This window comes from Paraburkholderia sp. 32 (assembly GCF_050435345.1).
Taxonomy (GTDB): domain Bacteria; phylum Pseudomonadota; class Gammaproteobacteria; order Burkholderiales; family Burkholderiaceae; genus Paraburkholderia; species Paraburkholderia tuberum.
In genome coordinates this window covers 1009570-1025121 of sequence record NZ_JBNDKD010000001.1, presented here as the reverse complement: position 1 = coordinate 1025121, position 15552 = coordinate 1009570, and the positions used below count along the sequence as shown (strand labels likewise).

At 63.8% G+C, this 15552-nt stretch carries 14 protein-coding genes and 3 pseudogenes; 13 read left to right on the top strand and 4 right to left on the bottom strand.

Annotated features, from left to right (window positions below; translation table 11 throughout):
- Positions 1-30: 30 nt before the first annotated feature.
- Both OKW26_RS04865 and OKW26_RS04860 read right to left on the bottom strand, forming a co-directional pair.
- Entirely contained in the window at positions 31-657 is a 627-nt protein-coding gene (locus tag OKW26_RS04865; RefSeq protein ID WP_429352855.1) for a class I SAM-dependent methyltransferase, read from the bottom strand.
- 149 nt (positions 658-806) lie between these two features.
- Complete coding sequence (locus OKW26_RS04860; protein WP_429352854.1) at positions 807-1394, bottom strand: DUF4865 family protein; 588 nt, start codon at positions 1392-1394, stop codon at positions 807-809.
- Between the two features lie 290 nt (positions 1395-1684).
- On the opposite strand from OKW26_RS04860, the gene OKW26_RS04855 reads away from it, so the two are divergent.
- Positions 1685-2437, top strand: coding sequence for an SDR family NAD(P)-dependent oxidoreductase (locus OKW26_RS04855; RefSeq protein WP_429352853.1), 753 nt, complete (start codon positions 1685-1687; stop codon positions 2435-2437).
- Between the two features lie 459 nt (positions 2438-2896).
- Here the strand turns inward: OKW26_RS04855 and OKW26_RS04850 are convergent, their stop codons facing one another.
- Complete coding sequence (locus OKW26_RS04850; RefSeq protein WP_429352852.1) at positions 2897-3037, bottom strand: hypothetical protein; 141 nt, start codon at positions 3035-3037, stop codon at positions 2897-2899.
- A 109-nt stretch (positions 3038-3146) separates the two neighbouring features.
- Positions 3147-3809: a zinc-ribbon domain-containing protein gene (locus tag OKW26_RS04845; RefSeq protein WP_429352851.1), complete on the bottom strand. Its 663-nt coding sequence runs from the start codon at positions 3807-3809 to the stop codon at positions 3147-3149.
- 185 nt (positions 3810-3994) lie between these two features.
- On the opposite strand from OKW26_RS04845, the pseudogene OKW26_RS04840 reads away from it, so the two are divergent.
- The 12 genes and pseudogenes from OKW26_RS04840 to OKW26_RS04785 all read left to right on the top strand — a co-directional run.
- Positions 3995-4498: pseudogene (locus OKW26_RS04840) on the top strand (type VI secretion IcmF C-terminal domain-containing protein); the annotation flags it as partial.
- Positions 4499-4591: 93 nt separating this feature from the next.
- Positions 4592-5074 (top strand): annotated as a pseudogene (locus OKW26_RS04835) (type VI secretion system ATPase TssH); the annotation flags it as partial.
- Between the two features lie 11 nt (positions 5075-5085).
- Positions 5086-5508: a type VI secretion system baseplate subunit TssE gene (tssE, locus tag OKW26_RS04830; RefSeq protein ID WP_184057939.1), complete on the top strand. Its 423-nt coding sequence runs from the start codon at positions 5086-5088 to the stop codon at positions 5506-5508.
- A 371-nt stretch (positions 5509-5879) separates the two neighbouring features.
- Positions 5880-8265: pseudogene (locus tag OKW26_RS04825) on the top strand (bifunctional salicylyl-CoA 5-hydroxylase/oxidoreductase).
- The gene (locus tag OKW26_RS04820; RefSeq protein ID WP_090807882.1) at positions 8262-9035 is read left to right on the top strand and encodes an SDR family NAD(P)-dependent oxidoreductase; all 774 of its coding nucleotides are present in this window, start codon (positions 8262-8264) and stop codon (positions 9033-9035) included. The pseudogene OKW26_RS04825 and the gene OKW26_RS04820 overlap by 4 nt, the downstream one beginning before the upstream one ends.
- A complete protein-coding gene (locus tag OKW26_RS04815) occupies positions 9032-9592 on the top strand; it encodes a MarR family winged helix-turn-helix transcriptional regulator (RefSeq protein WP_184030378.1) in 561 nt (186 codons plus the stop codon). Before OKW26_RS04820 ends, OKW26_RS04815 begins: the two co-directional genes overlap by 4 nt.
- Positions 9593-9611: 19 nt before the next feature.
- Complete coding sequence (locus tag OKW26_RS04810) at positions 9612-10463, top strand: enoyl-CoA hydratase family protein (protein WP_429352850.1); 852 nt, start codon at positions 9612-9614, stop codon at positions 10461-10463.
- A gap of 1 nt (position 10464) precedes the next feature.
- Positions 10465-11676 (top strand): acyl-CoA dehydrogenase family protein, encoded by a 1212-nt coding sequence (locus OKW26_RS04805; protein WP_429352849.1) that lies wholly within the window; start codon positions 10465-10467, stop codon positions 11674-11676.
- The gene (locus OKW26_RS04800; RefSeq protein ID WP_429352848.1) at positions 11673-12116 is read left to right on the top strand and encodes an acyl-CoA thioesterase; all 444 of its coding nucleotides are present in this window, start codon (positions 11673-11675) and stop codon (positions 12114-12116) included. Before OKW26_RS04805 ends, OKW26_RS04800 begins: the two co-directional genes overlap by 4 nt.
- Positions 12113-12508, top strand: coding sequence for a RidA family protein (locus OKW26_RS04795; protein WP_018423881.1), 396 nt, complete (start codon positions 12113-12115; stop codon positions 12506-12508). The genes OKW26_RS04800 and OKW26_RS04795 overlap by 4 nt, the downstream gene beginning before the upstream one ends.
- Before the next feature lie 84 nt (positions 12509-12592).
- Positions 12593-14233: an AMP-binding protein gene (locus OKW26_RS04790; protein WP_429352847.1), complete on the top strand. Its 1641-nt coding sequence runs from the start codon at positions 12593-12595 to the stop codon at positions 14231-14233.
- Between the two features lie 33 nt (positions 14234-14266).
- The gene (locus OKW26_RS04785; protein ID WP_429352846.1) at positions 14267-15490 is read left to right on the top strand and encodes a dienelactone hydrolase family protein; all 1224 of its coding nucleotides are present in this window, start codon (positions 14267-14269) and stop codon (positions 15488-15490) included.
- Positions 15491-15552 lie beyond the last annotated feature (62 nt).

The following is a 15552-nucleotide window of genomic DNA, read 5'->3' as shown; positions in this document are numbered from 1 at the left end:
GCCGGACACCGCCGATGGAAGGGATCGAAGCTAATCTTGCCCACCACCTGTGACAAAGGCGAGGCGGCTCCAGGTCACACCCATCCGCTGATTTCCTCGTTGGGTGGATTCGGTCCGGACATTTAGCACAGTCCTGAAGCTATGGGCGCTTGCTAACCGAATGGTCTCTGCTGCCGAAACATCAAACATTCGGCGTCCTTCGGGGACTGGACCGTGACGTAAAGACATCACCACCATCGCACCTTCCCGCAGCAAGGAGCTGACCGTCGACATCGCCTGACAACGCTCGTCTTCGTCCAGATGCATCCAAACGGCGGAGAGCATCACCAAGTCGAATTCTCTTCGTCGCGAACGTACAGACATGAGATCCGGCAGACTGTCGTCCACCCATTCAATCCGGGAAGACGAATGCAGCCCGATTCCTGCGACGCGCAACGCGTCCACTGGTTCTACGGCCATCACTGTATGCCCCATAGCTCCTAACGCAGCTGCATCGGTTCCGATACCGGCGCCAACGTCAAGAATGTGGGCCGGGGGCATCGGCAAGAGATGCATGACGGGCCTGTGGCTGTTCTCAAATGAGATGTCCTGCCATTGCTCGATGAGCGATTGAGCGTTCTCAGCGTAGCCTTCCGTCCCGCTTACGTTGATGGACACCACCGACTCCACATGTCGCGTTCTCGCAAAGTTGCCCGATTGTCGCCAATCTAGCCCGCGACGTCCAACGTCCGTTCGTGGCCGAGGACTGCCTGACGGCAATTGAACGCGGTCGCCGACTGGACGAAACGTTAGGCTGCTGGCGCTATCTATTCTGTTGACGGCGCGAGGTCATCGAAGCCTGGGCGCGACAAGTGCAGTACTTCGTAGCGTTCGCCTGGGACAACTGCTTCTGGTGTGTCGGCCCAAAGCGTGAAGGTGACACGCTCCCAGGAGCGCGGATCAATCGCACAGGCGCTGGCGATCACACTACTATGCCTTGCGATACGCTCGACTTCAGCGACCGCATCTCGCGCGGCCTGCGCGAGATCGGCTTCGCGAGGAACGACCACTCGCTCCCGCGTCGCCGCGCAAGGCAATACGCCGGACGCTGGTCCGCGCTGGCACAGGAGGCCCGACCATGTCAGCACGACGCGCCGTCCGAACGATTCGACGATGCCTTGGAAACCGCCTCCTTCCCACAGGAAACGGTTCATACCAACGGTGTCATTCCACAAGTAGAAGGGCGAATACTGGTTGAGCGTCGCACCTGCCTTGTCGCGCTCGCGGATCAGGTAAGCCTTGAGACCAAGGCCAGCGAACGTGTCGGTCATGTGCCCGCGGTCCGCGACGCGATTTCGGATGATCTGCATATCGTAGTCGGCGGGCAAGGTGATTTCATAATGCATCGCATACATGGTCGGGCTCCAGATTTTGCTACAACCAGGCGAGCGACATCCATTGCGAGGGTGCCGCCGCCCGCGATTGTCGCTGACCCTGAGCTGCCGTTCGGCCCAGTCTAGCTGCAACGGCTTCTTTGAAGCCAGAACGGCCGAAAGATCGATGAAAGCAGCAGGGCGACTTTCCGGCGAAGACGCTTTGGAGGGGGCAAACCAGGATGCTTTCCGGCAACGCCTCGCTCGGCGACACCACGCCTCGCAGACGAGGCCATAACCGGTTCTGCCCCCCGCAACCGAGGAGTTCCACGATGCCAGCTCATTCTCATTCGCTCAACTTAAACGATCGTGTCGCCTTGGTGACCGGCGGCTCGCGCGGAATCGGACGCGCCATTTCGATCGCGCTTGCCTCAGCCGGCGCAGCAGTCGCGGTCAACTATCGGCAACGCGAGAACGACGCGGCCGACGTCGTCGCGGAAATCGAACGCGCCGGAGGCCGCGCGATCGCGGTATGCGCCGATGTATCGGTCGCAGACGACGTCGAAGCGATGATCGCCGAGGTGGAAAACCGCCTCGGCCTGATCGACGTGCTCGTGAACAACGCGGGCACCGCGACGATCGTCGACATAGACGATCTCGTGGAAGCGGAGTTCGATCGAACGCTCGCCGTCAATCTGAAATCGGCGTTTCTCTGCACGCAGGCAGTGCTGCCCGGCATGCGCGCGAGGCGCTGGGGCCGCATCGTCAACGTCTCGTCGGCCGCCGCCCGCGGCCCCGGCTTGGTTGGCGTTCACTACAACGCATCGAAAGCCGGCCTCGAAGGCTTGACGCGCGGCTATGCGGCACGGCTCGCCCGCGAAGGGATCACCGTCAACGCCGTTGCACCGGGACCGATCGACACCGAAATGGCTGGACCGCTCAAGGCGTCCAATGTCGCAGAAAGGCTGCCCGTCGGGCGCTTGGGCGAAGCGAGCGAGGTCGCGGAGGTCGTGCTGATGGTCGTCGGCAACGCATTCATCACGGGCCAAACGATCCCCGTCAACGGAGGCGCAAGCTTCATATAGATCCTTGGCCGCATCGCGCGCGGGCAAGATCCGATGCGCGAGAGGCGTCCCGGTTAGGCGCGAGTAGGTCCGCTTGCACGCGCGGTACCGGAAAAACGGTAATGCATGATGGCGATTCGGCCGGTTCTGCACCCGCGTGTTGCCACTCTTGCAGGCCGGGCACGGTGGCACGGGCGTCGTCTCTCGCGAGTACAACTCGTCCCAGATTCCGGTTACGAACGTTGTCAACAACGGATCGTCGTCGCTGTACGCGCGGCCCGCAGCATGCGTGACCGGTAGCGTCGCGTCGAACTCGGGGATCAACGTTTGCGTTGGACTGCACGCGGTCGAGCCGCGGTGGTCCTTGTGCTCCGTGTGCTTACGTTTATGCGTGCGCGTCATGTTCGCTGTTCAACGCAGCCGTTGGTGGCCGCGAAAGCTGAGGGTATCCGTATGTTGTTTCGTCTTCTCTGAGTCAGTCTAAAAGCGGGTGCCGGCGTGGCATCCGCCAAAGGCGCCGCCACTGGTTGCCGAGCCGCCGCAGCCGAACAGGGAACAGCCGCCGAGCGGCGACGACGCGGCGACAACCAGCGCGGCGACGATGAGTTTTCGTCGTTGCATGATTGCAATCAATGGTGAAGCGGGTTGGTCGCGAAAATCAGCTTGAGCGCAACATGCAGAAATCCCCACGCGAACAGGATCGCGGCGAGCGTATCATCCACATGGCGCGTCATACCATGATCGGCACGGACCCCTTGCTCCGCCGGCGGTTACGCGCCAGACGGCGGCTTTCCCAGGCGCATTCCGGGCACCAGCTGCCTCGCCAGACACTGTTGACCGAGGCGCGCCACAGGTGACCCTTGGCGCACTCCCAGTCGATCTTGCCGTGTGGTCCCGGGTAGACCGTCGACAGGCAGCGTCCGCCACGCGAATTCGCCACTTCCTGCATCTGTTCGATCGTGCGCGTTCTGGCCTTCACCGCGCAGCGGTGGCACCACTGGCCTTTCTTCACCCTGAACCACTGTGCTTTCCAGATGTGACCTTCGGCGCACTGCCACTCCAGCGGCGTTTCCTTGTCGACATATGCTGACAGGCACCGTCCACCCCGCTCGGCCGCAGCCCGTTCAAGAGCTTCCTGCGGGGGTTTGATACTCTGGTGATGGCAGCTCTGGCACCAGTCACCCGCCAGCACGCCCTCCAGGCTGGCGAGCCATGTATGACCGGCTGCACAACGCCAGCGCAGTTTTTTCCTAATGTTCTCGTATTGGGTCGACAGGCACTGGCCGTCCTTTGCCGCCGCGAGTGCACGCGCCTCCTCCAGCGAGTGAATCGTTGCGCGCTCATAGGCGCAAGCCTGGCACCAGCTACCCATGCGCAGCATGTGAATCAGCATCGGGAACCGGTGTCCCGCTGCGCACTCGAACTCGAGCGGCACCTTGTAGCCCTCATACGCGGCCGAGACGCATTGCCCACCCCAAGCCCGCGCGAGTTTGCGGATCGCGGCGAAGGCCCGCTCACGATAGTCGGGCGCGCCGCTTCCGCCCGGTCCGGGCAGGCCGTCCCGTGCACGTTGTACGCGCTGTCTCGTGCCCGCGGGTAACCGACATGAGGTTTGTCCTGTCTGGCCGCGAGTTGCACTACTTCAACCAGAAGGAAGAGTGGACGCCGTTTATCTGGCCCGGCGACTCGCTGGAGAATCTCTCGCATATCGAGTGGCAGACCGAGCAGGGCGGATTGCGCTCGGGGCTCGACGCGCAGGGCCGGTTCGGGCTGATCCGGCTGCTTGAGCACGCGAAGGTGTCGCCGCAGGACAGCGCGCGCTATCTGTTGACATGGACGCCGGACCAGAGCCAGGGCATTCCGCTGCGTGTACAGCTTCGCAGCGAGGCTGGAGCGGGGCCGCTCGACGTGCTCGAACTACGCCACTTCACGCTGCCGCCGCGGATCTTCGTGACCAGCACGGCGAAAGGCGGACCGAAGCTCTCGGCCGTCAATCCGCCGCCACTGCCGCCGTCAGCGATTGCAGCAGCGAAACACGCTTCGATGCCGCTGCCGCATGGCGCGATGCCGGAGGTCGAGTAAATGCTGTCCGGTCTGTTCAAGAGTCTGTTTCCGTCGCGTGATGCGGAGCAACTGGTGCGCGTGCGTCTCGATGCGTGGGACGCGTGGCTGCACCCGGCCATCTCGCAGGCCGAACTGCTCGAGGCGATCCATCCGCAGCTCGTTGCGCACTTCCAGCCCGCGCTGCTCGCGCGCTTCCAGACGCTGGCGTATCGCCCTCTGGACGCAGGTGCGCTCGCTTCGATCGTGCGGCTCAAGCTCGCGAAAATCGCCGACCGTCTGCGCAGGCAGCACGACGTCGCATTGACCGCCGATGACGCCCTGACCGATTCACTCGCGCAGCGTTGCCTCGCGCGTGAATCGGGTGCGCGCAACGTCGATGCGTTCCTCAACCAGCGGATCCTGCCCGCCGTGTCGCGCGAACTGCTCACGCGGATGGCGAACGGCGAGGCGCCGGCGGAAATCCAGCTGTCCGGTTCGTCTGAAGGGAATCTCACGATCGACTTTGTTGAGCACGATGATGTGCCGGCAGCCGGGGCGAACGCACCAGCAGTGGAGCAAACGGGCGAACGTGTGCCGGCCGACGCCGGCATCTAGGAGAGCGCACGATGCCAGCAGGCCCGTCCCTTTACGACATGCTGCTCGGCCAGATCGGCGGGGAGCCGCTCGATGCCTACGACGACAGAACGCTCGAAATCATGAGCGTGCAGCAGAATGTGCGGCGCATCCTCAACACGCGCGCGGGCGCGCTCAAGCACCTGCCCGATTATGGCCTGCCGGACCTCACGAACATCTACAAGGCACTGCCCGCTTCGTCCCACCTGCTCAGGCAGCAGATGGAGGCAACGCTTTTGAAGTACGAACCCCGGATTCGCGCAATCGACGTCGAGATCATCGACAATCAGGACCCCGGCGTGCTCGTGAGCTTCGAGATGACGTGCCACATGAAGAAGGCCGGCCTGGTGCGGTTCGGCACGTACTTCGAGCCACCGGGCCGGATGCGACTTGAGCGGAAGACTGAAGCAAAGTAGCCCTTCGATGAGTGAAGAACCCGATAGCCAGAAAGCTTTGCGGTGCGCAAAAAAAGTTCGTCGCGGATTTTTGCTGCAAGTCGAATGCGCTTTTCTCCGGGCGTAGCCCAAGCCCTCCCAGTTCTCGCCTGCTTCGATGCAGGCTTTGTTGCGCGTCCCCGAAGGGGCTCCCGCCCCTGCTTTCGCATACTGAAACGTCAGTCCGATATTCCGCATTGTGAGAGACGCGTGACACTCTTTATTTTTCACTGACGCTTTTTATTTCCAGGATCAAGAACACGACTCGAGACCTGTCGCCGAAATTTACTTGACATCTAAACTATTAAAACCTAAATTAATCTCACCGCAGAGTTCATTTTGGGGAACCCAGCATGCGCATAGTCTGTATCGGCGGCGGTCCGGCCGGTTTGTACTTCGGTCTGTTGATGAAACAACGCAACCCCGGCCATGAAGTCATGGTAATCGAGCGCAACCGCCCCTACGACACCTTCGGCTGGGGCGTCGTGTTCTCCGACCAGACGCTCGGCAATCTGCGCGCCGCCGACGCCCCGAGCGCCGAGGCGATTCTCGACGCGTTCAATCACTGGGACGACATCGAGATTCACTTTCGCGGCCGCAACGTGCGCTCATCGGGCCACGGTTTTTGCGGCATCGGTCGCAAACGTCTGCTGAATATCCTGCAAGCGCGCTGCGAAGAACTCGGCGTGAAGCTCGTGTTCGAAACCCAGGTCGTGGACGACAGCGCGTACGACGCGGACCTGATCATCGCGAGCGACGGCCTGAACAGCCTCGTGCGCCAGAAATACGCGGACACCTACCAGCCGGACATCGACGTGCGCGACTGCCGCTTCGTGTGGCTCGGTACGAAGAAGCTGTTCGACGCGTTCACGTTCGCGTTCGAGCAAACCGAATTCGGCTGGTTCCAGGCGCACGCCTACCGCTTCGACGATCAAACCTCGACGTTCATCGTCGAAACACCGGAACGCGTGTGGCGCGCCGCCGGTCTCGACGAAATGAGCAAGGAAGACAGCATCGCGTTCTGCGAGAAGCTGTTCGCGAAGTACCTCGACGGCAACGCGCTGATGTCGAACGCGGCGCATCTGCGCGGCTCGTCGCAATGGATCCGTTTTCCGCGCGTCGTCAACAAGGAATGGGTGCATTGGCGCAGCAATGCAAACGGCACACGAACGCCGATCGTGCTGATGGGCGACGCCGCGCACACCGCGCACTTCTCGATCGGCTCGGGCACCAAGCTCGCGCTCGAAGACGCGATCGAACTCGCGAACAGCATCAGCGCGCACCCGGGTTCGCACCTGGACGATCTGGCCGCCGCATTGAAGCACTACACCGAAGTACGCAGCGTCGACGTGCTGCGCATCCAGAACGCCGCGCGCAATTCGACCGAATGGTTCGAGCACGTCGATCGTTATACGTCGTTCGAGCCGGAACAGTTCGCGTATTCGTTGCTCACGCGCTCGCAGCGCATCTCGCACGAGAACCTGCGCGAGCGCGATGCGCAGTATCTGTCCGGTTTCGAGGACTGGCTCGCGAAGCGCGCGGGTGTGGAGCGCGCCGCTGACAGGCATTCGATTCCGCCGATGTTCACCCCCCTTGAAGGTGCGCGGCGTCAAGCTGAAAAATCGCGTGATGGTGTCGCCGATGGCGCAGTACTCGGCGGTAAACGGCGTGGCCGGCGACTATCACCTGATGCATCTCGGCGCGCGCGCGATGGGCGGCGCCGCGCTCGTGATGACCGAGATGACCTGCGTGTCGCCCGAAGCGCGCATCACGCCCGGATGCCCGGGCATGTACGCGCCCGAGCATCTGGTCGCGTGGAAACGCATCGTCGATCTGGTCCATCTGCAATCGGATGCGAAGATCGGCATCCAGCTCGGCCACTCGGGCGCGAAAGGTTCGACGCGCGTCGCGTGGGAAGGCATCGATCAGCCGCTCGACGTAGGCAACTGGCCACTCGTTTCGGCGTCGCCGCAGCAGTATCTGCGCGGTATCAGCCAGCATTCGCGCGAAGCCACACATGACGAGCTGCGCGCCATCGAGCAGCAGTTCGTCGAGGCGACGCGCATGTCGATCGAAGCGGGTTTCGACTGGCTCGAACTGCACTGCGCGCATGGCTATTTCCTGTCGAGCTTCCTGTCGCCGCTCACGAATCACCGTACCGACACATACGGCGGTCCGCTCGACAACCGTCTGCGTTATCCGCTGCAGGTATTCAGCGCGATCCGCGCGGTGTGGCCGCAAGACAAGCCGATCTCGGTGCGGATTTCGGCGCACGACTGGGTCGATGGCGGCAACACGCCCGACGACGCCGTGAAGATCGCGCAAGCGTTCAAGGCGGCCGGCGCGGACATGATCGACGTGTCGTCGGGCCAGGTCAGCAAGGAAGAAAAGCCCGTGTTTGGCCGCATGTTCCAGACGCCGTTCGCCGATCGCGTGCGCAACGAAGCCGGCATCGCGACGATCGCGGTCGGCGCGATTTCGGAAGCCGACCACGTGAACAGCATCATCGCGGCGGGTCGCGCCGATCTGTGCGCGATCGCGCGTCCGCATCTCGCGAATCCGTCGTGGACGTTGAACGAAGCGGCAAAGATCGGCTATCTCGACGTCGCGTGGCCGAAACCCTATACCGCCGCGAAAATGCAGCTCGAACGCAACCTCGAACGCGAGCGTGCGCAGGCCATCGCCAATGCCGGCCTCACGGCGCAACAACGCGCGCAACGCGCCGAAGGAACCGTGTGAACACCTCGGACACTCCTCTCGCCGGACAACACGCGGTCGTCACCGGCGGCGGCAGCGGCATCGGCGCGGCCATCGCGCAGGCGCTGCTGCGCGCCGGCGCGCGCGTCACGCTGATGGGCCGCAACGCGCAACGCCTCGACACGCAGCGCGAGCAATGCGCGGCGCTCGGCGACGTCGCGTGTATCAGCGTGGACGTCACGCAAGAAGATTCGGTGGCGCGCGCATTCGAGCAGGCCGGCGCCGTCGATATCCTCGTGAACAACGCGGGCCAGGCGCAGGCCGCGCCGTTCACGCACACCGATATCGCGCTGTGGCAACGCATGCTCGACGTGAATCTGACTGGCGTGTTTCTCGGTACGCGCGCCGTCCTGCCCGGCATGCTCGAGCGTGGCTATGGCCGCATCGTCAACGTCGCGAGCACCGCGGGGCAGATCGGTTATGCGTACGTCGCCGCGTATTGCGCCGCGAAGCACGGCGTGATCGGTCTCACGCGCTCGCTCGCGCTCGAAACCGCGACGCGCGGCATCACGGTCAATGCAGTGTGCCCCGGCTACACCGAAACCGAACTGCTGCATGCCTCGCTCGAACAGATCACGAGCAAGACCTCGCGCACCGAAGCACAGGCGCGCGAAACGCTGCTGCGCTCGAATCCGCAGCGCCGCTTCGTGAATCCGGAGCAGGTCGCGAACGCGGTGTTGTGGCTGTGCCGCCCCGGCTCGGATGCGATCACGGGGCAATCCATTTCCATTTCGGGTGGAGAAGTGATGTGAGCAAATCAACCCAAGCAAAAAAGTCGGCGGCGGCATCGGATGCGAAGCTGTCGCGCAAAGGCGTGGCTCAACCCGCGGAGAACGTCGTGGACCTCGAAATGAGCACCGGAGCGGACAGCCACATGGGCCTGCGTTTGTGGCTGCGCATGCTGACCACCACCAACCTCGTCCAGGCCGAATTGCGCAAACGTCTGCGCACCGAATTCGACACCACGCTGCCGCGATTCGATCTGATGGCGCAGCTCGAACGACATCCCGATGGCCTGAAGATGACCGAGCTATCGCGCCGTTTGATGGTGACGGGCGGCAACGTCACTGGCATCACCGATCAGCTCGAAAAAGAAGGGCTCGTCACGCGCGACACCGATCCGAACGACCGCCGCTCGATCAGCGTGTGCCTGACACCCGCTGGCCGCAAGGCGTTCGACAAAATGGCCGTCGCGCACGAGCAATGGGTCGTCGAACTGTTCGGCGGCCTGAGCCTCGACGAAAAGATGAAGACGCATCAGGATCTCGGCAAGCTCAAGCAGCATCTGCTCGACAGCCTGAGAGGCTGACTTCGCACTGGAGGAATACATGACACGATCCAACGCCGATGCACTGTTGTCCGGCAACCGCCTGACCCTCGCAGGCCACGAGGCGAAGCATTTCGGCTGGTCGGTGACCGACAAGGTCGCGACGATCACGCTGAACCGTCCCGAGCGCAAGAACGCGCTGACCTTCGAATCGTATGCGGAGCTGCGCAACCTGTTCCGCGATCTCGCGTACGCGACCGACGTGAAAGCCGTCGTGCTGCACGGCGCGGGCGAAAACTTCTGCTCGGGCGGCGACGTGCACGACATCATCGCGCCGCTGATCGATCTGCCGATGCCCGAGTTGTTGCTGTTCACGCGCATGACCGGCGACCTCGTCAAGGCAATGCGCCATTGCCCGCAGCCGATCGTCGCAGCCGTCGACGGCGTCTGCGCGGGCGCCGGCGCGATCCTCGCGATGGCTTCCGATCTGCGCCTCGGCACCGCGCGCAGCAAGCTCGCGTTCCTGTTTACGCGCGTCGGCCTCGCCGGCTGCGACATGGGCGCGTGCGCGATGCTGCCGCGCATCATCGGCCAGGGACGCGCCGCCGAACTGCTGTTCACCGGCCGCTCGGCAAGCGGCGACGAAGCTCACGCCTGGGGCTTCTACAACCGCCTGTGCGACCCGGCCGCGCTCATCGAAGAAACACAGAAGCTCGCCGCCGATCTCGCGGCCGGTCCGAGCTTCGCGCACGGCATGACGAAGAAGATGCTGCACCAGGAATGGAGTATGAGCATCGACGAAGCGATCGAATCCGAAGCGCAGGCGCAGGCGCTCTGCATGGGCACGCGCGATTTCGAGCGCGCATACAACGCGTTCGCGGCGAAGACGCGTCCGGTGTTCGAAGGAGACTGAGTTGAGCGCCGACCATCAGAACACCCCGATCGATTTGCACAGCCCGCTCGCGTGGCCGTTTTTCGAACCGCGTCATCGCGAACTCGCGGCAGGCATCGACGCATGGTGCCGCGCGCATCTCACGCATGACGAGCATGGCGACACCGATGCGACCTGCCGTCTGCTGGTGCGCGAACTCGGCCACGCCGGCTGGCTGAAATACGGCGTCGGCGGCGTCGCCTATGGCGGCCACGGCGACACGATCGACACGCGCGCCGTATGCCTGCTGCGCGAAACGCTCGCGCGCTATTCGGGCCTCACCGATTTCGCCCTGGCGATGCAAGGCCTCGGCTCGGGCGCGATCTCGCTCGCGGGCACGCATGAGCAGAAATCGCGTTATCTGCCGCGCGTCGCGAGCGGCACGGCGATCGCCGCGTTCGCGCTGTCGGAGCCGCAAGCGGGCTCGGACGTCGCCGCGATGGCGCTCGCGGCTCGCGAAGAGGGTGAGCACTACGTGCTCGACGGCGAAAAGACGTGGATTTCGAACGGCGGCATCGCGGACTTCTACGTGGTGTTCGCGCGCACTGGCGAAGCGCCGGGCGCGCGCGGCATCAGCGCGTTCATCGTGGATGCGCAGACGCCGGGCCTCGACATCGCCGAGCGCATCGACGTAATCGCGCCGCATCCGCTCGCGCGCCTGCGCTTCACGAACGCGCGCGTGCCGAAGAGCCAGATGCTAGGTGCGCCCGGCGAAGGTTTCAAGATCGCCATGCGCACGCTCGATATTTTCCGCACCTCGGTGGCGGCCGCATCGCTTGGCTTTGCCCGTCATGCGATGGCCGAGGGCCTCGCGCGCGCGGCGTCGCGCAAGATGTTCGGCCAGACGCTCGGCGACTTCCAGTTGACCCAGGCGAAGCTCGCGCAGATGGCGTTGACGATCGACAGCAGCGCGCTGCTCGTCTATCGCGCCGCGTGGCTGCGCGACCAGGGCGAAAGCGTCACGCGCGAAGCCGCGATGGCGAAGTGGCACGCGAGCGAAGGCGCGCAGCAGGTGATCGACGCGGCGGTGCAGCTTTACGGCGGCATGGGTGTGCAAAGCGGCAGCGCGGTCGAGATGCTGTACCGCGAGATCCGCGCGCTGCGCATCTACGAAGGCGCGACCGAGGTGCAGCAGCTGATCGTCGGCCGCGATCTGTTGAAGGCGCATGCCGCCGCGAACGGGAATGCACGATGAGCACTTCGTTCGAGCGGCCCATACGCATCCGCTTTTCGCACTGCGATCCCGCGGGCATCGTGTTCTTTCCGCAGTACCTCGTGATGACCAACGTGCTCGTCGAAGACTGGTTCAACGAGGGCTTGCGCATCGACTACGCGCACATGATCGCGCGGCGCCGCATCGGCCTGCCGATCGTCAAGCTCGACTGCGAGTTCTCGCGGCCGAGCCAGATGGGCGAAACGATCCTGCTCACGCTCAAGGTCCGAACCGTCGGCCGCAGTTCGATCGGCATCGAGATTCACGGTCATTGCAACGGCGAAACGCGTTTCCTCTCTAAACAGGTGCTCGTGTTCATATCGTTCGACAGCGGCAAATCCATCGATATTCCCGGCGACGTCGCGAGCGCGCTCGCGGCGTACGCTCCATCGGCCCCCTCCATCGAGGCGCATCGCTCATGAAACAGGCTCTCCTTCCCGCCGGCTGGGTCAAGCCGCGCGGCTATGCGAACGGCGTCGCTGCGAGCGGCACGCAGGTGTTCATCGCCGGCCAGATCGGCTGGGACGAACAGGCGCAGTTCCAGTCCGATGACTTCGCGCAGCAGTCCGAGCAGGCGCTGAAGAATCTGCTCGCCGTGCTGCGCGAAGCGGGCGGCAAGCCCGAACACCTCGTGCGCCTCACGTGGTACGTGACCGACAAGCGCGAGTATCTCGCATCGCTGAAGGACATCGGCCGGGCGTTTCGCGAGCTGATCGGCGACTACGACATCGCGATGAGCGCGGTGCAGGTCGTCGCGCTGATGGAAGACCGCGCGAAGGTCGAGATCGAAGCCACCGCGGTGATTCCGCACTGAACGTCGTACAGGTACCGAACGCACAGGCAAGCCCTTCACACCGAACGAAGCGCATTTTCCGGCTCAACGCCTCGGGAGACCATGATGGAACCGTCAGCACACGTCGATACATTCGCGCGCGACAATCTTCCGCCGCAGGATCAATGGCCCGTCTTGCTGCTCGACAATCCGGACGTCGCCTATCCGCCGAGGCTGAACTGCGCGACCGAACTGCTGGAGCGGACCATCGAGGCGGGGCATCGCGACCGGCCGGCGATCTGGTCCGACGTGGACGGCAAGCCGCAAGCCACCACGTACGGCGAACTGCTCGCGCTGGTCAACCGCAGCGCGCATGTGCTCGTCGATGAAATGGGCTTGCGCCCCGGCAACCGCGTGCTGCTGCGCGGACCGAACACATTGCAGATGGCCGTCGCTACACTCGCGGCGCTGAAGGCCGGGCTCGTCGTCGTGCCGACCATGCCGCTGCTGCGCGCGAAGGAGCTCAAGCAGATCATCGAGAAGGCGCAGGTCAGCGCCGCGCTTTGCGACGCGCGCCTGAGCGCGGAACTCGAGCGCTGCACAAATCCGCGGGACGAGTTCTACTGCGCGGTGCTGAAACAGACCCGCCGCTTTCACGACGACTCCGCCGATTCGCTCGACACGCTCGCCGTCAACAAGCCCGAATACTTCACCGCCAGCGACACCGCCGCCGACGACATCTGCCTGATCGCGTTCACGAGCGGCACGACCGGTGCGCCGAAAGGCTGCATGCATTTCCATCGCGACATGATCGCGATGTGCGACCTGTTCCCGCGTCATGTGCTGAAGCCTTGCGCGAACGACATCTTCTGCGGCACACCGCCGCTCGCGTTCACGTTCGGGCTCGGCGGGCTGCTGTGCTTTCCGCTGCGCGTCGGTGCCTCGACGGTGTTGGTCGAAAAGCTCACGCCGCAGACCTTGCTCGAGGTGGTCGAACGATTTCATGCGACCGTGATGTTCACAGCGCCGACGTTCTATCGGCAGATGGTGCCGCTCGTCGCGCAACATGACCTTTCGTCGCTGCAGAAGACCGTGTCGGCCGGCGAGGCGCTGCCCGATTCGACGCGGCGCCTGTGGCGCGAGGCGACCGGCATCGACATGATCGACGGTATCGGCGGCACCGAGCTGATCCACATCTTCGTTTCGTCGCAAGGCGCGGAGATCCGGCCGAACGCAATCGGCCGCGCGGTGCCGGGCTACGTCGTGCAAGCCGTCGACGACGACATGCAACCCGTGCCGCCCGGCACGATCGGCAAACTCGCGGTGCGCGGCCCCACCGGCTGCCGCTATCTGGCCGACGAACGGCAGTCGCGCTTCGTGCGCGACGGCTGGAACCTGCCGGGCGATTCGGTCTATCTCGACGCGGACGGCTACGTGTTCTACCAGGCGCGCGCCGACGACATGATCGTGTCGGCCGGCTACAACATCTCCGGTCCTGAGGTGGAAAGCGTGCTGATGCAGCACGAGGCGGTGGCCGAATGCGGCGTGATCGGCGTGCCCGACGAAACGCGTGGGCAGATCGTGCGAGCCTTCGTCGTGGTGAACCCGGGCTACACCGCCGACGACAAACTGGTCGCGCAACTGCAGGATTTCGTTAAGAATAACGTCGCGCCGTATAAATATCCCCGCGTCATCACGTTCGTCGGCGCGCTGCCGCGCACCGAAACCGGCAAGCTCAAACGTTTCGAGTTGCGCATGATGACGTAACCCCTATCTTTCGTGAGACTGGAGGCAGACTGCATGGCCGGCTCTTTCATCGAAGTCGTCGCCCACGATGGCGGCCGTTTCAACGCATACGTCGCGCGGCCCGCGCAGGGCTCGGGCCCAGGGCTCGTGCTGCTGCAGGAAATCTTCGGCGTCAACGACACGATGAAAGCGACCGCCGATCGCTACGCCGAAGAAGGCTACGTCGTGCTCGTGCCCGATCTGTTCTGGCGCATCAAGCCGAGCATTGCGCTTGGCTACGGCGACGCCGACATGAAAGAGGCGCTCGGCTATCTGGGGCAGTTCGACGCCGACGTCGCGGTCAAGGACATCGCCGCCACCGTCGCCGCGTTGCGCGAACTGCCCGAGCAGGCCGGCAAGGTGGGCGTGGTCGGCTACTGCCTCGGCGGCAAGCTCGCGTTTCTGAGCGCGGCGCGCACCGACGTCGATTGCGCGGTCAGCTATTACGGCGTGGGCCTCGAAGCGCATCTCGACGAAGTATCGGCAATCAACTGCCCGATGGTGTTCCACTTCCCTGAAAACGACGCGCACTGCCCACCCGAAACGCGCGAGCGCATCAGCGCCGCGCTGCGCACGCGACCGCAAATCGAGCAACACGTGTACCCCGGCTGCGATCACGCGTTCGCCGCTCCGCAGCGCAAACAGTACGACAAGCCCGCCGCGATGATGGCGTACTCGCGCACGCTCGCGCTGCTGCGCAAGGTGCTCGGTCCGGTCTACGATCTGAACGCGCTGTGGGAAGCGCACTGCTATCACGAGTTCGCGACACGCGACGTCGACGCGGTGATGCCGACGATGGTCGCCGAGCCCTACGTCAATCACGTGCCGACGATGACGGGCGGCGTCGGGCATGACAATCTGAAGCGCTTTTACACGCATCACTTCGTCGACTCGAATCCGCCCGACACGAAGCTGATTCCGATTTCGCGCACGATCGGCTCGGATCGCGTCGTCGATGAATTCATTTTCAGCTGCACGCATAGCTGCGAAATCGACTGGCTGCTGCCGGGCGTCGCGCCGACCGGCAAGTACTTCGAGGTGCCGATGCTCGCCGTGGTGTGCTTCCGCGGTGACAAGCTTTATAACGAGCATATCTATTGGGATCAGGCTTCGGTGCTCGTGCAGGTGGGGCTGCTCGATCCGGAGGGCTTGCCGGTGGCGGGGATTGAAAGTGCGAGGAAGTTGCTCGATGAGACGTTGCCGTCGAATGGGTTGATGGGGGGTAAGTCGAAGGTTTAAGGAAGTGGTGCTGCCGTCGCTGTGCATCATCCGAATGACTCGCGCCGGCAGCGCGTATTAAT